A 16,325-nucleotide genomic window follows, 5' to 3' on the forward strand; every position below is an offset into this window, starting at 1 on the left:
GCCGCCGGCCGGCCCGCCGGGTCAGTCGGTCGGGTCGCCGGACGCCGGCTCGCCGCGCAGGTCCGCCAGGACGCAGTCCGCGCAGGTGCTGCCGCCGGGCACCCGGTAGTACAGGCAGCAGGACCGCCGCCGGAACGTCCAGGCGTGGTCCGGCGCCACCGGGGCCCGCCGCTCCCCCGTACCGGTCAGCCGGGGGTGCTCCAGCAGGTCCGCGGCGACGGCGGCGACGGCGTCCGCGGCGTCGGGGCGCTGGATGTCGAGCACCCGCTTGGCCCCCGCGACCGACGACGCGACGTTGCCCCACAGCACCGTCCCGGACACCCCGAAGCGCTCGCCCGCGATCTCCACGAGCGGGGTGAGGACGTCGTCGACCAGCGGGGCCAGCGCGTCCGGCCCGGGGAACGGACAGCGCACCACCCGGGGCGGGTCGAGCGCGACGACGTCGCCCAGCGGCGTGGCCGACCACCACAGCGTCTCCGGCCGCAGGTCGACCAGGACACCGTGCAGGGCCAGCGCCGCGACCGGCCCGGACAGCAGCTTCGCCGCGAGCCCCTGCACCGCGATCGACGCGGCGATCCGCCGGCCCAGCGGCGGCTCGGCCCCGAGCGCCACCCGGGTCCGTTCGACCCGGTCCAGCAGCGCGTCGGGGGCGAGGACGGCGGCGAACGGGCGGACCGACCTTCCGCCGGCCCGCTCCTCGGTGACGTCGAGGAGCTCGAAGAACGGCCCGACCGCCGCGAGCCCGGCCAGCACGTCGCTCACCGGCGGGGTGGTGGCCGGACGCGCGATGTCGGTGTGCTCCGTGGTCACCGGGGAAGCCTCGCATCCCGGATCGTCCCGGTCGAGCCGTTCGTGAGGGTCCCGGCGACCGGTCCGACCCACAGCACCACCCCCGCAGCAGCGACGACGGCGAGCGCCTGCGCCGCCGTCGACGACGCCACCAGCGCGGCGAGCACCGTCAGCCAGAGGAGGCTCCGCGCGGTCGCCCGTCCCGTCGCCGTCGCCGCGGCCGGGAGGCGCGTCACGGCCGGGCACCGGCCGGCCCGGGCAGCGGCAGCCCGGTCACGATCCGGGCCGCCGCCGCGCCCGCGCGGCGCCCGTGCGGCCGGTCCCCGGCCCCCTCCGGGCCGGCCGGCACGGCCGGCCCCGGACCGGGTTCGGTGAAGGCGGGCCGGTCGGCGGGCAGCTTGGTGTGGTGCACGACCACGGAGCCCTCGGCGTCGATCCCGACGCCGACGTCGAGCCGGGACCGCTGCGCCGCCCGGTGGGCCAGCGCCACGACGCCGTCGGTGCCCCCGACGGCGTCCGGGTCCGGCCAGGTCGTGACCGGGACGCCCTCCTCCTCGGCGCCGGCCAGCACCTCGCGCAGCACCGGGTCCGGGATGTCCGGGTGGTGCCCGACGACGACCGACGGCGGCTCCGGGGCCGACGCCGGGCCCGGGTGGCTCATGCCGCCGGCTCCCCGCTGCTGACCAGCGAGCTCGCGTGCGCGTCGACCAGACCGGAGGCGACGGCGTTGCGCGGGCCCTCGGTGCCGTGCACGTTGCCGGTACCGCAGACCACGCCCGACCCGGCGAGCGCGTCGGCGATCATCTGCGGGATCTCGAAGTCCAGCGCGGACCCGCCGAGCAGCACGACGAAGTCGAGCATGCGCAGCGACCCGCTCGGGGCGACCTGGCGCAGCGCCCGCAGCGCGTTCACCACGAACACCCGGCGCTTCGCCTCCCGGCGCACCCGCACGACGTGGTCGATGGAGTGCCGCGTCGTCACCGGGACGGGCCCGTCCGGGGTCATGACGACGACCCGGGCGAACACGTGCGAGGGCAGCGGCTCGGTGAAGAACTGCACCGAGCCGTCCTCGTGGCGGATGTGGAAGAAGCTCTCCACCTTCGCCAGCGGGAACCACTTGACCTGCTCGGCGGTCTCACGGTCGTCGAGCGCCAGCTCGGAGTCGATCAGCTTGGTGACCAGCTCGCCCGCGCCGGCGACGTGCACCGCGGTGCACGTGCCGTCCCGCAGCAGCAGCGCCGCGTCGGTGGAGCCGCCGCCCATGTCGAGGATCGCGATCGGCGTGTCGGTGCCCGGGGTGGTCAGCGCCCCGCGGACCGCCATCTCGCCCTCGACGCCGCCGATCCGGGCCGAGCAGCCGAGCGTCTCGGCGACCCGGTCGGCGACGACCTGCATCCGGCTGCGGCTGGTGCGCACCATCGCGGCGAGCGCGACGGCGTTCTCCAGCGACACCTCACCGGCCAGCCCGCCCCGCACCTCGCGCGGGACGAACGTGTCGATGGCCAGCACGTCGCGGATCCGGATCTCCCCGGCCGGCTGCCCGGTCACGTCGGTCATCGTGTCCCGGACCTGGGCGAGCATCCCGCCGACGTGCGTGCCGGGCTGGCCGGTCGCGTCGTCGAGGGGCTGCACCCGGGCTAGGGTCTCCATGATCTCGCCGGCGCCGGCGTCGACGTCGACCCGCAGGGTCTTGCCGGCCCCGGTCAGGACCAGCTCCCCCACCGGGACGCGGCGGTCGGTCACGTCCCCGGCCGGGGTCCGGACGACGACGGCCGAGCGGTTCCCGGTCAGCGCCCGCGCCACCGGCGCGACCTGCCGGGTCTGGTCGGGGTCGAGCCCGAACACCGTGGCCAGGCCGTAGGAGTCCGACAGGGTCCGGATGGTGCGCCCCGGCAGGGCGACCTCCACCGCCGCGGACATGCCGAGCGGCACCCGCTCGACGGCGCCGACCTCGTCGACGATCGGGATCGAGACGTCGATCCGGTTCGCGACGAGCACCGCATCGTCCTGCGCCAGCACCGCCGCGACCAGCTCCAGGCCGCGTCCGAGCGCGTCGTTCAGCACCCGCGCGACGCGGTCGAAGTCCCACCCGCGCCCGACGACGGCGATCACCGGTCCCCCGGGGACCGGACCGGGGCCGGTGAGCTCCTCCACCGCGACGGTGACGCCGACCCCGATCCCGCTGCCGCCCGGCGTCGCCGGGTTGTGCCCGATCATCGTGGACTCGGTGATGATCGTCTCGGTGATCGTCTCCATGGCGAGGCCACTGATCACCGGTGTCGCCTCGTTGAGCAGCACCTCGTCCAGCTCGTCGGCGGAGCGCCGGGCCCCTTCCAGGGCCCGGCGGACCGCCGTCACCGCGCCGTCGGTGTTGTCCGGGGTCCCCTTGACCCCGGTGGTGCGGGTCAGGGCGGTCCCGAGGTAGGTGACCCGGCCGCCGGCGTCGATCGAGGCCACGCAGGCCTCGGTCGTCGAGTTGCCGATGTCCACGCCCACGACCAGCCGCGAGCCGTCCGTCCCGTGCACCTGTGTCTCCTTCAGCCTGCGACCGGTGCGCCGAGGGCGACCTCGACCGGACGCACCCCGTTGCGGATCTGCTCGAACTCCTTGAGGTGCAGCAGCGCCGCCTTGGCCTGCCAGCGGGGGCGGGCCATCTGGTCGTTGCGGGTCGGCACCGGCTGCGGCGACTCGCCCTTGGCGTACTGCGCGGCGTTGGAACCGATGCCGCGGAACACCTCGGCGTCGAGCAGCGGGGACTGCGGGAACAGCTCCAGGTTCGACAGCCGGGCGAGGTCCTTCTGATGGATCATCGTGGTGCCCCGCGACAGCAGGCCCACGCAGATCCCGGAGCCGGACAGCTTCGCGCCGGTGTGGGCGATGGCCGCCAGGTCGGCGGTGTCCCACACCCGGATCAGCCGCGACGTCACGCCCTGCTCCTCGATGCCCGCCATGAGCTGGCGCAGCACCTCGGCGTGCGGGACGTCGACGATCGTGCGGGTGAAGAACCCGGCGAACGCCGGGGACACCGCGATGACGACCTCGTCGGGCCGGGTGCCGCGCTCGGCGGGCCCGATCTCGGTGAGCGACAACGGGTTCTCGGTAGCGGTGCTCACGAGACCTCCTCCTCGGGGTTCTCGGCGCTGGTGACGTGGCGCAGCTTCTTCAGGGCGTTCCACCGGTCGCCGGTCAGGCGGTAGCCGGTGCCGGGACCGGCGTAGTCGTTGGCGTCGTTGATGGCGGCCTGCGGGACGAAGTTCTCGTCGAGGATCGCCGAGGTCTGGAGCAGGTCGCCGGACACGCGCTGGCGCAGGACCTGCAGCAGGTTCTCCGCGACGTCGTGGAAGCCGGTGCGCTCCAGGATCTTCACCAGGTCGAGGCCGGTGATGCCGCGGTCCATGACCGACTGGGCGCCCTTGAGGTCCTCGAGGACCTCGCGCAGCGGGTAGTCGGCGCTGGAGTTGGCGTAGGTGGCCGCCTCGATCTCCTCGTCGGTGATCCGCGGCAGGTCCAGCTCGGCGAACACGGCCTGCATCGCGCGGGCCGCCTTCTCGCGCACCGCGAGGATCTCCGGCTCGCGGACGTGGCGCAGGCCGCCGTCGATCTGCAGGTCGCGCTGGATGGTGTTCCAGTCGTCGTAGTCCTCGACGTCGAGGTTCGACCCGGCGAACATGTTGTCCGAGTTCGGCACGCCGGAGAAGCCGGAGCACACCAGGTCCTGGCCGGACAGCAGCTGCGGCATGAGCCGGCTGGTGCGGCGCATCGCCGAGTGCGAGAACGACTGGTCGTTGCCGGCCGCGCACTCCAGGTCGACCATGTTGCAGACCAGGTTCTCGGCGGCGACGGCCCGGATGCCGCCGGGGACCGCGCCCGGGACGCCGATGCAGCTGATCGAGCCGTTCTGCAGGCCCTGGACGCCGGCGCCCTTGGCCATCAGGATGCAGCGGATCTCGAGGAACAGCATGGAGCGGCCCTCGGCGTTGCCCATCTGCACCTCCGACCCGGTGCCCGAGGTGAAACGCATCTTGATGCCGCGCGAGGCGTAGGCGCTGGCGAGGAACGACTTCGACCACGGGGTGTCGTCGCCGTCGACGAAGACCGACTCGGTGCCGTAGACCGAGATCGTCTCGGCGTAGCCGGTGATGCCGCGCATGCCCAGGTCGAGCTCGGTGGCCTCCTCCAGCGCGCACTGGGTGATGACACCGCCGCGCCCGGACTGGGCACCGACCTGCAGGCCGATGGCGACGAGCGGGGCGTAGCGCAGGACGCCGAGGGTCGTCTCCATCTCGGCGAAGCCGCGCAGCGCGGCCTCGGCGGCGTCGGCCGCGACCTGGATGGGGTTGTCCCGGGCACTGGTGGAGTGCGCCTGGTTGGCCGGGCTGCGACGGGCCCGCATCTTCTGCATCGACATCATGATCTCGACGACGTTGAGCAGCTTGACGACGTCGAGCAGCTTGGCCGGGGTGAGGCCGCGCGTGATGTCGAGCAGATCGGCCCGGGTCACGCCCGGGTCGACGAGCATCCGCGCGATGTCGGTCGAGGGGATCGCGGTGGCCCGCTCGGCGACCTCGACGTCGATCGCGTGGTCGGCGATGAAGGTGTCCATGAAGTCGAACTCGGAGCGCTCGCGCCCGTCCATCTCCACGATCACGCCGTTCTCGACGCGGACGCTCGGCTGCGGGTCGAAGTCGCTCTCCATGGCGACGAGACCCTTCTCCGGCCATTCCTCGACGAAGCCGTCGAGGTTGACCGGGCGGGACTCGAGCATGTCGGTGCGCTTGGAGGTCCGGGCCCCGGTCGCCGGGGTGCCCGCCTCGGGGAGGGTGCTGGTCATCGGTCAGTCTCCTTCGCGGGCGAGCAGGTCGCGGGCGGCGTAGACCTGCGCGGCCTCGCGGACGAGCGCGGCGCAGGTGGCGGCGGCGTAGTCGTTCTCCAGCCGGTCGGCGATCTCCGCGAGCCGGGCGGCCGACGAGGCGCGGGGCCGCAGCGCGTTGTAGATCGCGAGGACCTCCTCGTCGGGGACGGCGGTGAGCTCGGCGGCGCGCCGCATGTTCTCGGCGAGCTGGCGGCGGCCGACCGAGTCGGAGATCTCGCCCTGGAGCTTCAGGGTCTCGGGCGAGATGCGGAGGTCCTCGTTGCGGATCTCCCCGGACACGACGGCGGCCATGGTGACCTCCGCCAGCGGGCGGCCGGTCGGGGTGCGGAGCAGGTCGGGCCGCTGCACGGACAGCGGGTAGTCGGTGGGGCCGAGGGTGGTGCTCATCGGGTCTCCTCCAGGCGGGACGCCACGGGCTGCTCGACCGGGGCCTGCGGGTGCGGGACGCGGCCGACGGGGGTCTCGCCGGTCGCGGCGGCCTCCAGCTCGGCCGGGGTGAGGAAGCGCTCGACCAGCAGGACGAAGGCGCCGCCTCCGATCAGGCCACCGAGCAGCGGGGCGACGATCGGGAGCCACCAGTACGGGACGCCGGCGGCGGTGACGAACGCGGTGTCGTAGCCGGTGACGAACGAGGCGAGTCGGGGGCCCAGGTCACGGGCCGGGTTGATCGCGTAGCCGGCGTTGGCGCCGAACGCGATGCCGATGCCGACGACCAGGAAACCGATCATGAAGGGCGCCATGTTGGCGCCGGGCGGGTTGTTGAGCGCGTTGGTCAGCGCGAAGATCACGAAGACGAGCAGGGCGGTGCCGACGATCTGGTCGCCGAACGCGGCGAAGATCGTGACGTGCTCGCCGGGCAGGGTCGAGAAGATGGTCTGCGTGGCGACGGTGTGGCCGGGGTCGACCGCCGCGATCGGGCCGGCGTAGACGGCCCGCACGACGAGGGCGGCGAGGAAGGCGCCGACCGTCTGGGCCAGCCAGTAGGGCACGACCTTGCGCCAGGCGAAGCCCTTGAACACGGCCAGCGCCAGGGTGACGGCCGGGTTGAGGTGGGCCCCGCTCACGCGGCCGGCGATGTAGACGCCCATGGTGACCGCGACGCCCCAGCCCCAGACCAGGGTGCCCCAGTCGCCGTTGGCGCCCTCGGAGGTCACGACCTGGGCGACGGTGCCGCAGCCGATGAGGATCAGGACGAAGGTCCCGGCGAACTCGGCTGCGAGCTCGCCGGCGTCCCCGCGGCTCACGCGAGTGCCGCGACGGCGGCCTCGGCCACCGTCACGTCCTGCTCCACCGAGCCGGCGCTGACCCCGACCGCGCCGACGAGCTCACCGTCGCGGTGGATCGGGATGCCGCCGCCGAAGATGACCATGCCACCGGCGGTGTGCTCCAGGCCGTAGAGCTCGGCACCGGGCTGTACCAGCGGGGTCAGCGCCGCGGTCGGCAGGTTCATCAGGATCGAGGTGCGCGCCTTGCGCTGGGCGATGTCGATGCTCGCGCGGATCGCGCCGTCCTGGCGGGCGAAGGCGAGCAGGTGACCGCCGTCGTCCACGATTGCCACGTTCATCGGCTGGCCGATCTCGGTCGCCTTCGCCAGTCCGGCGGCCAGCGCCTTCTCTGCGTCCTGGAGGGTCAGTCGCTGCATCCGGGCCTCACTCCTCGTCGAGTCGAGCTGCCCGGGTCCGTACCGGGCCACGACGAGGACGCTATGAGCGCGGTCACCCGCGCAGATATGAGGACTCTCCCTACCTCACCCCCACCCCCACACCCTCCGGAGAGGGCCGTACGGCCCAGTCGGCGCCGGTGCGGCGGCGTCGACTGGGCCGGTCGCCGACGCGGCGTCGACCGGGTGGCCCCGCCGGCCGCAGCGACGGCGGCCACGCCGTCCTGCGTGCGGCCCGGGGGCGGCCCTCGCTCAGTTGCCCGCGCCGAAGCGGGCGAGCATGGTCCTGTTGCGGGCACCGGTCTTCCGCAGCACCGCTCCGACGTGCTTCTCCACCGTCTTGACCGAGATGGCCAGCCGGGTGGCGATCTGCTTGTCGGCCAGCCCCTGCTCGACGAGTGCGCGGACCTCCCGCTCCCGCAGGGTCAGCGTGTGCTGGCCGCGGGCCGGCTGGAGGCCGGCGGGCGGCGCGACGGGCGGACCCGCCGTGCAGGGGGTGGGCGGGTCGGGCCAGCAGGCCCGCACGCGCGTCCCCCACCCGGGGACGCTGTCGATCTCCAGCCGGCCGCCTGCGGCACGCACGGTGGACTCGACCCGGTGCAGCCCGGACCGGGGCGCGGTGCCGGGGTCGAAACCGCGGCCGTCGTCCTCGACGAGCAGGCGGACCGTTCCCGTCTCGAACGCCAGCCCCACCCGCAGCGTGCACGCACCGGAGTGCAGCACCGCGTTGTCGAGCAGCAGCCGCGCGACCTCGTGCACCCCCGTCGCGACGACCGGGGCCGGCACCCGCTCGGTACCCAGGGTGACCACGCCGCCGCGGGCACCGAGCGCACGCAGCGCGCGGTCCAGCTCGGCCCGCAGCTCCGGCAGCAGCCGCGCCGCGGCGGGGGCGGTCGCGACCGCCGGGACGTCGGTGAGCAGCCGGGCCGCCATCACCGCGACGGCCGCCTGCTCGGCGAACCCCTCGACCGCGGCGACGTCGGAATCGCGGAAGCTCCCACCCCCACCGAAAGCACAGGCTCCGAGCAACTCGTCGTCCCACCAGAGGGGAGTTCCGAGCACGTCCGGTGCGCCAGGGCCGTCCCCCTCCACAAGGAGGGTGCGGGGCTCCCGGACCAGGCGGGCCAGGACGTCCTCGACCGGGGGCAGGGGATCGCGGTGCACGACCGGTGCCGGGTCGCCCAGCAACGCGACGGTGCCGCCACCACCGCCCAGCCTGCTGGTCGTGCGCCGGACGAGGTCGTCGAGCAGCGACGCCACACCCCGGTCCTGCGCCGCACCGTGAGCGAGGATCACCCGGTCCTCCCGGTATCCATCTTGCATCTATGCCGCATTCCTGGAGGGGAACGGTAGGGATGCCGACCGGGGTGGGCAAGCCTCGCGAACCCGGGCCGGACGTGTTCGGGCATCATTTCGGGCGTGGACGACGGGTCACGGGCGAGCGGCAGCGCCACCGAACGGGCGTACCGGTTCGCCAAGGCCGGGATCCTCGACGGCTCCCTGCCCGCGGGCGAGCTGATCAGCGAGGGTCAGGTCGCGCGGCCGCTGGCGCTGAGCCGCACGCCGGTCCGCGAGGCGTTCCTGCAGCTGCAGGCCGAGGGTCTGCTGAAGCTCTACCCCAAGCGCGGCGCGCTCGTGGTGCCGGTCTCCCCCGGTGAGGTGGACGCCGTCGTCGAGGCCCGCGACGTCATCGAGTCGCACGCGATCGCCACCGTCGTGGGGGTCGACGACGAGACCCTGGAGCACATCGCCACCGCGATGGACGCCGCGATCGACGACCAGCTCGCCGCCGTGGCCGCGCGCGACGAGCTCGCCTTCGTCGAGGCCGACCGCCAGTTCCACACCGTGCTGGTGCGGGCCGGGTGCCGCAGCATCCTGCTGGAGGTCTACGGGACGCTGCGCGACCGGCAGCTGCGGATGAACATGGGTGCCCTGGGCGGCCGCTTCCCCGGCCGGGCCGAGCGCCTGGTCGCCGAGCACCGGCAGCTGCTCGCCGGGCTGCGCGCCCGGGACCGCCAGGGCGCGGTGGCCGTGCTCCGGGTGCACCTGGCGGGCACCCGGGCGTCGGTGCTGGGCGCTCCCCCGGCGAGCGCCTGAGTCACCGGGCCTCAGCCCCGCAGCACCCGCACCACGACCGTGCGGCTCGCGCGGTCGTGCCAGCCGCGCCCGTCGGTGTCGCGCAGGAACGGCGGCAGCACCACCGCGATCATCGCGGTGCGCAGCAGCGCCCGCGGGACACCGACGTGGGTCGCCATGTCGGTGCGCGCGACCCGCATCCCCAGCGCGAGGTGCCCCGGTGCCGTGCCGAGCACCGACACGGACAGCGCGGTGATCACGAACCAGGTCCCGAGGACCCACCAGCTGAACCCCGGGGTGCCGAGCGCGTCGACCCCGGCGACCAGCAGCACCAGCAGGTAGGACAGGAACCAGTCCAGGCAGACGCCGGCGACCCGGCGGCCGAACCCGGCGACGGAGTAGTGGCCGGTCGCCGGCAGCCCGAAACGCTCACCGGGGTGTCCGGCCGGGGCGGAACCTCCGGCGGATGAACCGGGGAGCCAGGACTCGATCCAACGGGCCATGCTCTCTAGCGTAGGCGCCGTAGCCGCACCACCGAGCGGGACCGGACCGGACACCGATGACGAACGTGATCGATGTCGCGGTCGGGTCAGTTAACGTCGGTGAAACAGGTGAGTGATGGGTGAGCAACACGCCACTCCTACCGTCACCCACGATCTCCACCAGCGAATGAAGGAGCCCAGAGAGTGTTCAGCAACGCCGAAGAGGTACTCAAGTACATCTCGGACGAGAAGGTCGAGTACGTCGACATCAGGTTCTGCGACCTGCCCGGCGTCATGCAGCACCTCACCGTCCCCGCCAAGACGGCCGGCGACCTCCTGGAGAACGGTGCCGCCTTCGACGGCTCCTCCGTCCGCGGTTTCCAGGCGATCAACGAGTCCGACATGGCGCTGCACCCGGACCCGTCCACCGCGCGCGTCGACCCGTTCCGCAAGCACAAGACGCTGAACATCAACTTCTTCGTGCACGACCCGATCACCGGTGAGCCCTACTCCCGGGACCCGCGGAACGTCGCCCGCAAGGCGCAGGAGTACCTGACCGCCTCCGGCATCGCCGACACCGCGTTCATGGCGCCCGAGGCCGAGTTCTACGTCTTCGACTCGATCCGGTTCGGCACCGACCCGCACCAGGCCTACCACCACATCGACTCCTCGGAGGGCTGGTGGAACACCGGCCGCGAGGAGGTCGGGGGCAACCTGGGCTACAAGGTCAACTACAAGGGCGGCTACTTCCCCGTCCCGCCGGTCGACCACTACGCCGACCTGCGCGCCGACATCGTCAGCACGATGCAGGCGTCGGGCTTCGAGGTGGAGCGCGAGCACCACGAGGTCGGCACCGCGGGCCAGGCCGAGATCAACTACAAGTTCGACACGCTGCTGCGTGCGGCCGACGACGTCATGCTCTTCAAGTACCTGGTGAAGAACGTGGCGTGGCAGAACGGCAAGACCGCCACCTTCATGCCGAAGCCGCTGTTCGGTGACAACGGCTCGGGCATGCACGTGCACCAGTCGCTGTGGAAGGACGGCCAGCCGCTGTTCCACGACGAGTCCGGCTACGGCGGGCTGTCCGACACCGCCCGCTACTACATCGGCGGCCTGCTGCACCACGCGCCGTCGCTGCTGGCGTTCACCAACCCGACGGTGAACTCCTACCACCGCCTGGTCCCGGGCTTCGAGGCCCCGGTCAACCTGGTCTACTCCGCGCGCAACCGCTCGGCCTGCATCCGGATCCCGCTCTCCGGCGACAGCCCGAAGGCCAAGCGCATCGAGTTCCGCTGCCCCGACTCGTCCGGCAACCCCTACCTCGCCTTCTCGGCGATGCTGATGGCCGGTCTCGACGGCATCAAGAACAAGATCGAGCCGCCGGCCCCGGTCGACAAGGACCTCTACGAGCTGCCGCCCGAGGAGCTCAAGGACATCGCGCAGGTCCCGTCCTCGCTGGGCGCGGTCATCGACCGCCTCGAGGAGGACCACGACTACCTGCTCGAGGGTGGCGTGTTCACCCCGGACCTGATCGAGACGTGGATCTCCTACAAGCGGGAGAACGAGATCGACCCGCTGCGGCTGCGCCCGCACCCGTACGAGTTCGCCCTGTACTACGACGTGTGATCCGCACCTGACCCACGTCACACCGAGGCCCGGCCCCTGTCAGGGAGCCGGGCCTCGGCGCGTCCGGCGGGTCGTCGGCCGCCCCGTCAGAGGCGCTCGACGCGGTCGGCCTGCGGGCCACGGTCGCTCTGACGCACCGCGTAGCGGACGCGGTCGCCCTTCTGCAGCGGCTCCGCGTCCCGGATCACGGACACGTGGACGAACAGGTCGTCCCCGCCGGCATCCGGGGAGATGAACCCGAAGCCGCGGTCCTCGTCGTAGCGCACGACGACGCCCTCACCGCCCCGCGCGGGGACCTCGCCCGCCGCCGGCCCCGCGGCGGGTGCCGACCGCTTCGGCGCCGTCGAGGGCTCGCCGGCCCGGACAAGGTGCACGTCACGGGCCTGGGGGCCCTTCTCCGCCTGGGCCACCTCGAAGGCGATGCGGTCGCCCTCCGCGAGCCAGGTCAGCCCCTCGGCCAGGGCCCGGGCGTGGACGAACACGTCGTCGCCGCCGGAGTCGGGGGTGACGAAACCGAAGCCCTTGTCCTCGTCGTACCAGGCCACCGTGCCGTCGGCGTCGTCCGCGGTGTCGTCGGTGGCGGGCAGGCCGGCCCCCGCTGCCAGCGGGACCACGTGCCCGGCCTGCGGGCCACGCTCGCCCTCCACCACCAGGAAGGCCACCCGCTGACCCTCGGTGACCACGCCGCCGGTCACGATGGCGGAGCTGTGCACGAAGATGTCGGCGCCGCCGCCGTCCGGGGTCGCGAAGCCGTACCCCTTCCCCGGCTCGTACCAGGTGACGGTGCCGAGCAGGCCCACCGCGCTGTCGGCCGCCTCGGCCGTGATGCGCACCCGCAGCGCCTGGGGACCGCGGTCGTTCTCGCCGACCTCGAACTCGACGACCTGGCCCTCCCGGAGCACCGGCGCGCCGCCGCCCCCGACGATCTCGGAGGCGTGCACGAACACGTCCGGCGAGCCGTCCTCGGGTGCGAGGAAGCCGAAACCCCGTTCGGCGTCGAACCAGCGGACGGTCCCTTGCGGCATCGAGAACTCCAGATCGGTGGTCGGGTACTGGTCCCAGTCTCCCCGACGGACCTCGCGGTCCGTCGGGCCGGGCCCACGGGCCTGCGGTGCGGGGCGGGCCGGCGGTCCGGGTGCTCCCCCGGCCACCCGCCGCGCGGCCGCCGGCGGACGGGTCCGGACATACGTCGGCGCCCGCCCGGAGAGTCTCCGGGCGGGCGCCGACGAGGGTGTTACGCGCGTGTCAGGCGCGGACCTTGCGGCCCACGATCACGCGGTAGATCGCGAGCAGGATCAGCGATCCGACGATGGCGAGCAGCCAGGTCGACAGGTTGAAGAACCCGCCGAGGCCGACGCCGAACACCGCGCTGCCGATCCAGCCGCCGAGCAGCGCGCCGACGACACCCAGGATCAGGGTGACGATGATTCCGCCCGGGTCCTTGCCCGGCATGATGGCCTTGGCGATGGCGCCCGCGATCAGCCCCAGCACGATCCACGCGATGATGCCCATGTCTGTCTCCCTCGCTTACGGTCCGTTCGTGACGAACCGAATCTGACCGGTCGGCACCGAGTGACCCGTGGGGGTCGTGGCGAAACGTCCCCGGTGGTCACCGTTCGGATGCGATCAGGAGACGGGAGGACGTCGGCCCGCTCCGGCTGCTCCGAACGGCACCGTGGAGACGCCCGTCCGCCGACCGGTGTACGGCCGTCGGCACCACGCGGTTCCCGATGTCGTGTAGGACGTCGCCGACGCTAACCACTGCCGGTCACGGAAACATCGCAGAACACCCCTGCCCCACCATCAGGTGCCGGAGTTCGCACGGTCGGGGTCTTCCCGGATGCGGACGCGTCACGAGGCGGTCACCGCGGACGGATGCGACCCCCGCTCGGGGTCAGGTCCGCCCGGAGCATCCCGCACGCGGAATCGGTGCAGAGATCATCTCGTCGCCCGCGTCCGCGGATTCGTTGACAAGGGCGGGACGCGAATGCTTGACTCGGAGCTACCGTGTTCCAGGTCACACGGAGTGAGGGCCGCACCGGCCCGTCCACTCCGCTCGGTGACACCGCCCGGGTGTCCAAGGAACGGCACCGGCAACGCGCGACCCCCTGCGTCACCCTGCGCCCTCGGCGCGACCACGAACGTGCACGGTCCTTCCTCGGCGGCAGGATCGTGTCCCCTCCGCGCCCCCGGGCTGACCTCGTCGCCCGGGGGTGCGGCACATTCCGGGACGGCGGGACTACTCGGCGCCGGTGACCGCCACCAGACCGGCGGCCTCGATCCCCGCGAGGGCGGCGGCCTCGTCGTTGAGCGACGCGTCGCCGGTCACCCCGACGGCGCCGAGCAGCGCGCCGGCCGCGTCCTTGACGAAGACCCCGCCGGGCACGGAGAGGATCTTGCCGCCGGCGAGGTTGGCCACCGAGGTGAAGAACTCCGGGGAGTCCGCGGCGCGGGCGGCGATCGCGCGGTTGGTCATGCCGAGGGCGAGCACACCGCTGGCCTTGGCGACGGCGAGGTCGGGCCGCAGGAAGCCCGAGCCGTCCTGGCGGGCCAGGGCGACGATCGCGCCGCCCGGGTCGAGCACCGCGACCGTGAGCGGGTTGAAGCCCTGCTCGGTGCCGTGGGCCAGGGCAGCGGCGGCGATGGTCTGGGCCTGCTCGAGGGAGATCGTCATACCGCGAACCCTGCCATCACCGCGCCGCGCACGCCCACCCCGGCCTCACACGGCGGGTGGGCGGCGGTCAGCGCCGGGTGAGGCCCACGAGCGGGATCGTCCGGTCGGTCCTGCGCTCGTAGTCGGCGAAGCCGCCGTTGTTCTCCTTGATCCAGGTCCAGACGCGGTCGCGGTCGGCCTCGTCGAGCTCGGCCGCGTGCACCGGCACGGTCTCGACCCCGCCCTCGCCGTCGGCGATCTCGGCGGTGACGTCCGGGTTCGCCATCAGGTTGTGGAACCACGCGGGGTGGCGCGGCGCGCCGGCCGCGGAGGCGACGACGACCCAGCGGTCACCGTCGGCGAACCAGCGCAGCGGCGCGATCCGCTCGGCGCCGCTCTTCGCGCCGACGTGGTGGACCAGGATCATCGGCAGGCCGGTGAACGGCTCGCCGACCCGGCCGTCGTTCTCGCGGAACTCGCGGATCACCCTGGTGTTGAAGTCCTCTGCCATGGCCCCATGCTGTCAGGCGGGCGCCCCGCCGGGGGCGAACACGACCCAGCAGGCGGCGAGCGTCGCGGCGAACGCGACGAGGACGAACACCGCTGCCCACGCCCCGCCGCCGAGCGGGGTGAGCTCGGCGAGCCGGTCGGCGTCGGAGTGGCGCAGCCGGCCCCCGCGACGGCCGCGGCGCAGCTCCAGACATGCCTTCACCCCGCCGAACAGCAGGAACCAGGTCAGCGCGGCGGCGAACCCGGTCCGCAGGTCGGCCGGGGCACGCAGCGCGACGAGCACGAGCACCGCCCCGGTCGCGACGACGGCCAGCCCGCCGTAGAGGTTGCGGATCTGCAGCAGCGTCGCGGCCAGCAGCACCACCGCGATCCACAGCATCGCCTGCGCCTCGTCCGCCGCGACCAGCACCGCACCGCCGAGGCCGAGCAGCGGCGGGAAGACGTAGCCGGCGAAGAACATCGCGACCACCCCGGGCCCGCGCCCCGCGCCGGTGGAGTGCGTGACGCCGGAGGAGTCGGCGTGCAGCCGGATCCCGGCCAGGCCCCGCCCGACCAGGACCGCGACGAGTGCGTGCCCGCCCTCGTGGGCGATCGTGACCGCGGTGCGCGTCAGCCGCCAGGTCGGCCGCCACGCGACGACCGTCAGGGCCAGCAGCGCGGCCAGCAGCGACGCCGGCCGGGCCGCGACGAGCTCGTACCCGCGGGTGATCACGTCGAGGTCTGCCACGGACCCCAGTGAACCAGCGGGGTCCGGTCACGCCGCGCCGAGGATCTCCTCGACCGCCTCCAGCGCCGAGTCGGTGTCGTCCGCCAGGTACATGAGGTCGACGAAGGTGTGGTCGACGTCGGTGTCGGTGGCCGCCCGGCGCACCAGCGCGGCGGCGTCGGCGGCGGTCTCCCCCGGCTTCGGGTTCACCCGCAGCACCGCGCCGACCGCGTCGGCGGGGCGGCCCGCCTCGGCCGCGGCGGCACGCAGGTCCGCCCAGGGCGCGGAGACCGCGGCGTCGAGGTCGGTGACGTCGGAGGTGACGACCGGCAGGAAGCCGTCGGCCCGTTCCGCGATCCTCCGGCGCGCCCGGGGGCTGAAGCCGCCCAGGTAGACCGGCACGTGCTGCGGCCGGGCGTGCACGTACGACGGCGCGACGCTCGCGAACCGCCCGGTGAACTCCACCGGGTCGTCGTGCCACCAGGTGTCGAACAGGTCGAGGGTCTCGTCGAGCCGGGCGCCGCGCTCACCCATCGGGACCCCGACCGCGTCGTACTCCTCGGGCGACCAGCCGATGCCGAGGCCCAGCAGCAGCCGTCCGCCCGACAGGTTGTCGATCGTCGCCGCCTGCCGGGCCAGCAGCGCCGCCGGGTACCAGGGCGCGTTGAGCGTGCTGGTGCCGAGCTGCACCCGCGCGGTGACGGCGGCCGCCGCGGTCAGCAGCGCCAGCGGGTCGTGCGCGGCGGTGAACTGCTCGGGCACGCTGCCCGGGCCGCCGGGCCCGCCGCCGTAGCCGACCGTCGGGTCGACGGCCACCAGCAGCCGGTCGCCCGTCCACAGGCTCGCCGCGCCGCGCTCCTCGGCGCCCGCCGCGAACCGCATCGTCCCGTCCACGTGGGCCGCGGACGCACCGAACTGCGGGATCCCGAAACCGATTCGCACTTGACCTC

General features: G+C 73.5%; 19 protein-coding genes and 1 pseudogene. 2 read left to right on the forward strand and 18 right to left on the reverse strand.

Annotated features, from left to right (window positions below; translation table 11 throughout):
- Positions 1-21 precede the first annotated feature (21 nt).
- The 10 genes from ND486_RS16375 to ND486_RS16420 all read right to left on the reverse strand — a co-directional run bounded on the left by ND486_RS16375 (position 22) and on the right by ND486_RS16420 (position 8,618).
- On the reverse strand, positions 22-810 hold the full coding sequence (locus ND486_RS16375) for a (2Fe-2S)-binding protein (RefSeq protein WP_208822360.1): 789 nt from the start codon (positions 808-810) through the stop codon (positions 22-24).
- The gene (locus ND486_RS16380; RefSeq protein ID WP_208822362.1) at positions 807-1,025 is read right to left on the reverse strand and encodes a hypothetical protein; all 219 of its coding nucleotides are present in this window, start codon (positions 1,023-1,025) and stop codon (positions 807-809) included. Before ND486_RS16380 ends, ND486_RS16375 begins: the two co-directional genes overlap by 4 nt.
- Entirely contained in the window at positions 1,022-1,450 is a 429-nt protein-coding gene (locus tag ND486_RS16385) for a glycerol dehydratase reactivase beta/small subunit family protein (protein WP_251785022.1), read from the reverse strand. The genes ND486_RS16380 and ND486_RS16385 overlap by 4 nt, the downstream gene beginning before the upstream one ends.
- On the reverse strand, positions 1,447-3,315 hold the full coding sequence (locus ND486_RS16390; protein WP_251785023.1) for a diol dehydratase reactivase subunit alpha: 1,869 nt from the start codon (positions 3,313-3,315) through the stop codon (positions 1,447-1,449). The genes ND486_RS16385 and ND486_RS16390 overlap by 4 nt, the downstream gene beginning before the upstream one ends.
- 11 nt (positions 3,316-3,326) lie before the next feature.
- Positions 3,327-3,902, reverse strand: coding sequence for a propanediol/glycerol family dehydratase medium subunit (locus ND486_RS16395; protein ID WP_208822368.1), 576 nt, complete (start codon positions 3,900-3,902; stop codon positions 3,327-3,329).
- Complete coding sequence (locus ND486_RS16400; protein ID WP_208822371.1) at positions 3,899-5,620, reverse strand: propanediol/glycerol family dehydratase large subunit; 1,722 nt, start codon at positions 5,618-5,620, stop codon at positions 3,899-3,901. Before ND486_RS16400 ends, ND486_RS16395 begins: the two co-directional genes overlap by 4 nt.
- 3 nt (positions 5,621-5,623) lie before the next feature.
- Positions 5,624-6,049 carry a diol dehydratase small subunit gene (locus ND486_RS16405; protein WP_062395983.1) on the reverse strand — a complete coding sequence of 142 codons (426 nt, stop codon included), beginning with the start codon at positions 6,047-6,049 and terminating at the stop codon, positions 5,624-5,626.
- A complete protein-coding gene (locus ND486_RS16410) occupies positions 6,046-6,906 on the reverse strand; it encodes an MIP/aquaporin family protein (RefSeq protein WP_224402123.1) in 861 nt (286 codons plus the stop codon). Before ND486_RS16410 ends, ND486_RS16405 begins: the two co-directional genes overlap by 4 nt.
- Positions 6,903-7,355 carry a heme-binding protein gene (locus ND486_RS16415; RefSeq protein ID WP_224402122.1) on the reverse strand — a complete coding sequence of 151 codons (453 nt, stop codon included), beginning with the start codon at positions 7,353-7,355 and terminating at the stop codon, positions 6,903-6,905. Before ND486_RS16415 ends, ND486_RS16410 begins: the two co-directional genes overlap by 4 nt.
- Before the next feature lie 219 nt (positions 7,356-7,574).
- Entirely contained in the window at positions 7,575-8,618 is a 1,044-nt protein-coding gene (locus ND486_RS16420) for a LuxR C-terminal-related transcriptional regulator (RefSeq protein ID WP_251785024.1), read from the reverse strand.
- 123 nt (positions 8,619-8,741) lie between these two features.
- Between ND486_RS16420 and ND486_RS16425 the strand changes: the two genes are divergently transcribed.
- Entirely contained in the window at positions 8,742-9,419 is a 678-nt protein-coding gene (locus ND486_RS16425; protein WP_224402120.1) for a GntR family transcriptional regulator, read from the forward strand.
- A gap of 11 nt (positions 9,420-9,430) precedes the next feature.
- Here ND486_RS16425 and ND486_RS16430 read toward each other — a convergent pair whose 3' ends face one another.
- A complete protein-coding gene (locus ND486_RS16430) occupies positions 9,431-9,901 on the reverse strand; it encodes an RDD family protein (RefSeq protein WP_224402119.1) in 471 nt (156 codons plus the stop codon).
- 183 nt (positions 9,902-10,084) lie between these two features.
- Here ND486_RS16430 and glnA point away from each other — a divergent pair, with 183 nt between their 5' ends.
- Positions 10,085-11,506 carry a type I glutamate--ammonia ligase gene (gene glnA, locus ND486_RS16435; protein WP_251785025.1) on the forward strand — a complete coding sequence of 474 codons (1,422 nt, stop codon included), beginning with the start codon at positions 10,085-10,087 and terminating at the stop codon, positions 11,504-11,506.
- A gap of 86 nt (positions 11,507-11,592) precedes the next feature.
- On the opposite strand, the gene ND486_RS16440 is transcribed toward glnA, so the two are convergent.
- The 7 genes and pseudogenes from ND486_RS16440 to ND486_RS16475 all read right to left on the reverse strand — a co-directional run bounded on the left by ND486_RS16440 (position 11,593) and on the right by ND486_RS16475 (position 16,317).
- Positions 11,593-12,339, reverse strand: a complete 747-nt coding sequence (locus tag ND486_RS16440; protein WP_374231431.1) for a cold-shock protein — start codon at positions 12,337-12,339, stop codon at positions 11,593-11,595.
- Positions 12,334-12,531 (reverse strand): annotated as a pseudogene (locus tag ND486_RS16450) (cold-shock protein); the annotation flags it as partial. The pseudogene ND486_RS16450 and the gene ND486_RS16440, both read right to left, overlap by 6 nt.
- Before the next feature lie 220 nt (positions 12,532-12,751).
- Entirely contained in the window at positions 12,752-13,018 is a 267-nt protein-coding gene (locus tag ND486_RS16455; protein ID WP_062395991.1) for a GlsB/YeaQ/YmgE family stress response membrane protein, read from the reverse strand.
- Between the two features lie 727 nt (positions 13,019-13,745).
- Positions 13,746-14,180: a heme-binding protein gene (locus tag ND486_RS16460; RefSeq protein WP_073574172.1), complete on the reverse strand. Its 435-nt coding sequence runs from the start codon at positions 14,178-14,180 to the stop codon at positions 13,746-13,748.
- A gap of 67 nt (positions 14,181-14,247) precedes the next feature.
- Positions 14,248-14,670 (reverse strand): nitroreductase/quinone reductase family protein, encoded by a 423-nt coding sequence (locus ND486_RS16465; RefSeq protein WP_224402117.1) that lies wholly within the window; start codon positions 14,668-14,670, stop codon positions 14,248-14,250.
- A 12-nt stretch (positions 14,671-14,682) separates the two neighbouring features.
- Positions 14,683-15,396, reverse strand: a complete 714-nt coding sequence (locus ND486_RS16470) for a M50 family metallopeptidase (RefSeq protein WP_083474181.1) — start codon at positions 15,394-15,396, stop codon at positions 14,683-14,685.
- Between the two features lie 27 nt (positions 15,397-15,423).
- Positions 15,424-16,317, reverse strand: coding sequence for a TIGR03619 family F420-dependent LLM class oxidoreductase (locus ND486_RS16475; RefSeq protein WP_251785026.1), 894 nt, complete (start codon positions 16,315-16,317; stop codon positions 15,424-15,426).
- Positions 16,318-16,325 lie beyond the last annotated feature (8 nt).

The organism is Pseudonocardia sp. DR1-2 (assembly GCF_023717215.1).
GTDB classification, from domain to species: Bacteria; Actinomycetota; Actinomycetes; order Mycobacteriales; family Pseudonocardiaceae; genus Pseudonocardia; species Pseudonocardia alni.

Excerpts from the sequence above, each read along its gene's own strand:
- ND486_RS16385 (WP_251785022.1), bottom strand. The coding sequence starts at position 1,450 with ATGAGCCACCCGGGCCCGGCGTCGGCCCCGGAGCCGCCGTCGGTCGTC.
- ND486_RS16400 (WP_208822371.1), bottom strand. The coding sequence starts at position 5,620 with ATGACCAGCACCCTCCCCGAGGCGGGCACCCCGGCGACCGGGGCCCGG.
- ND486_RS16405 (WP_062395983.1), bottom strand. The coding sequence starts at position 6,049 with ATGAGCACCACCCTCGGCCCCACCGACTACCCGCTGTCCGTGCAGCGG.
- ND486_RS16430 (WP_224402119.1), bottom strand. The coding sequence starts at position 9,901 with ATGGCCCGTTGGATCGAGTCCTGGCTCCCCGGTTCATCCGCCGGAGGT.
- ND486_RS16455 (WP_062395991.1), bottom strand. The coding sequence starts at position 13,018 with ATGGGCATCATCGCGTGGATCGTGCTGGGGCTGATCGCGGGCGCCATC.
- ND486_RS16460 (WP_073574172.1), bottom strand. The coding sequence starts at position 14,180 with ATGACGATCTCCCTCGAGCAGGCCCAGACCATCGCCGCCGCTGCCCTG.
- ND486_RS16465 (WP_224402117.1), bottom strand. The coding sequence starts at position 14,670 with ATGGCAGAGGACTTCAACACCAGGGTGATCCGCGAGTTCCGCGAGAAC.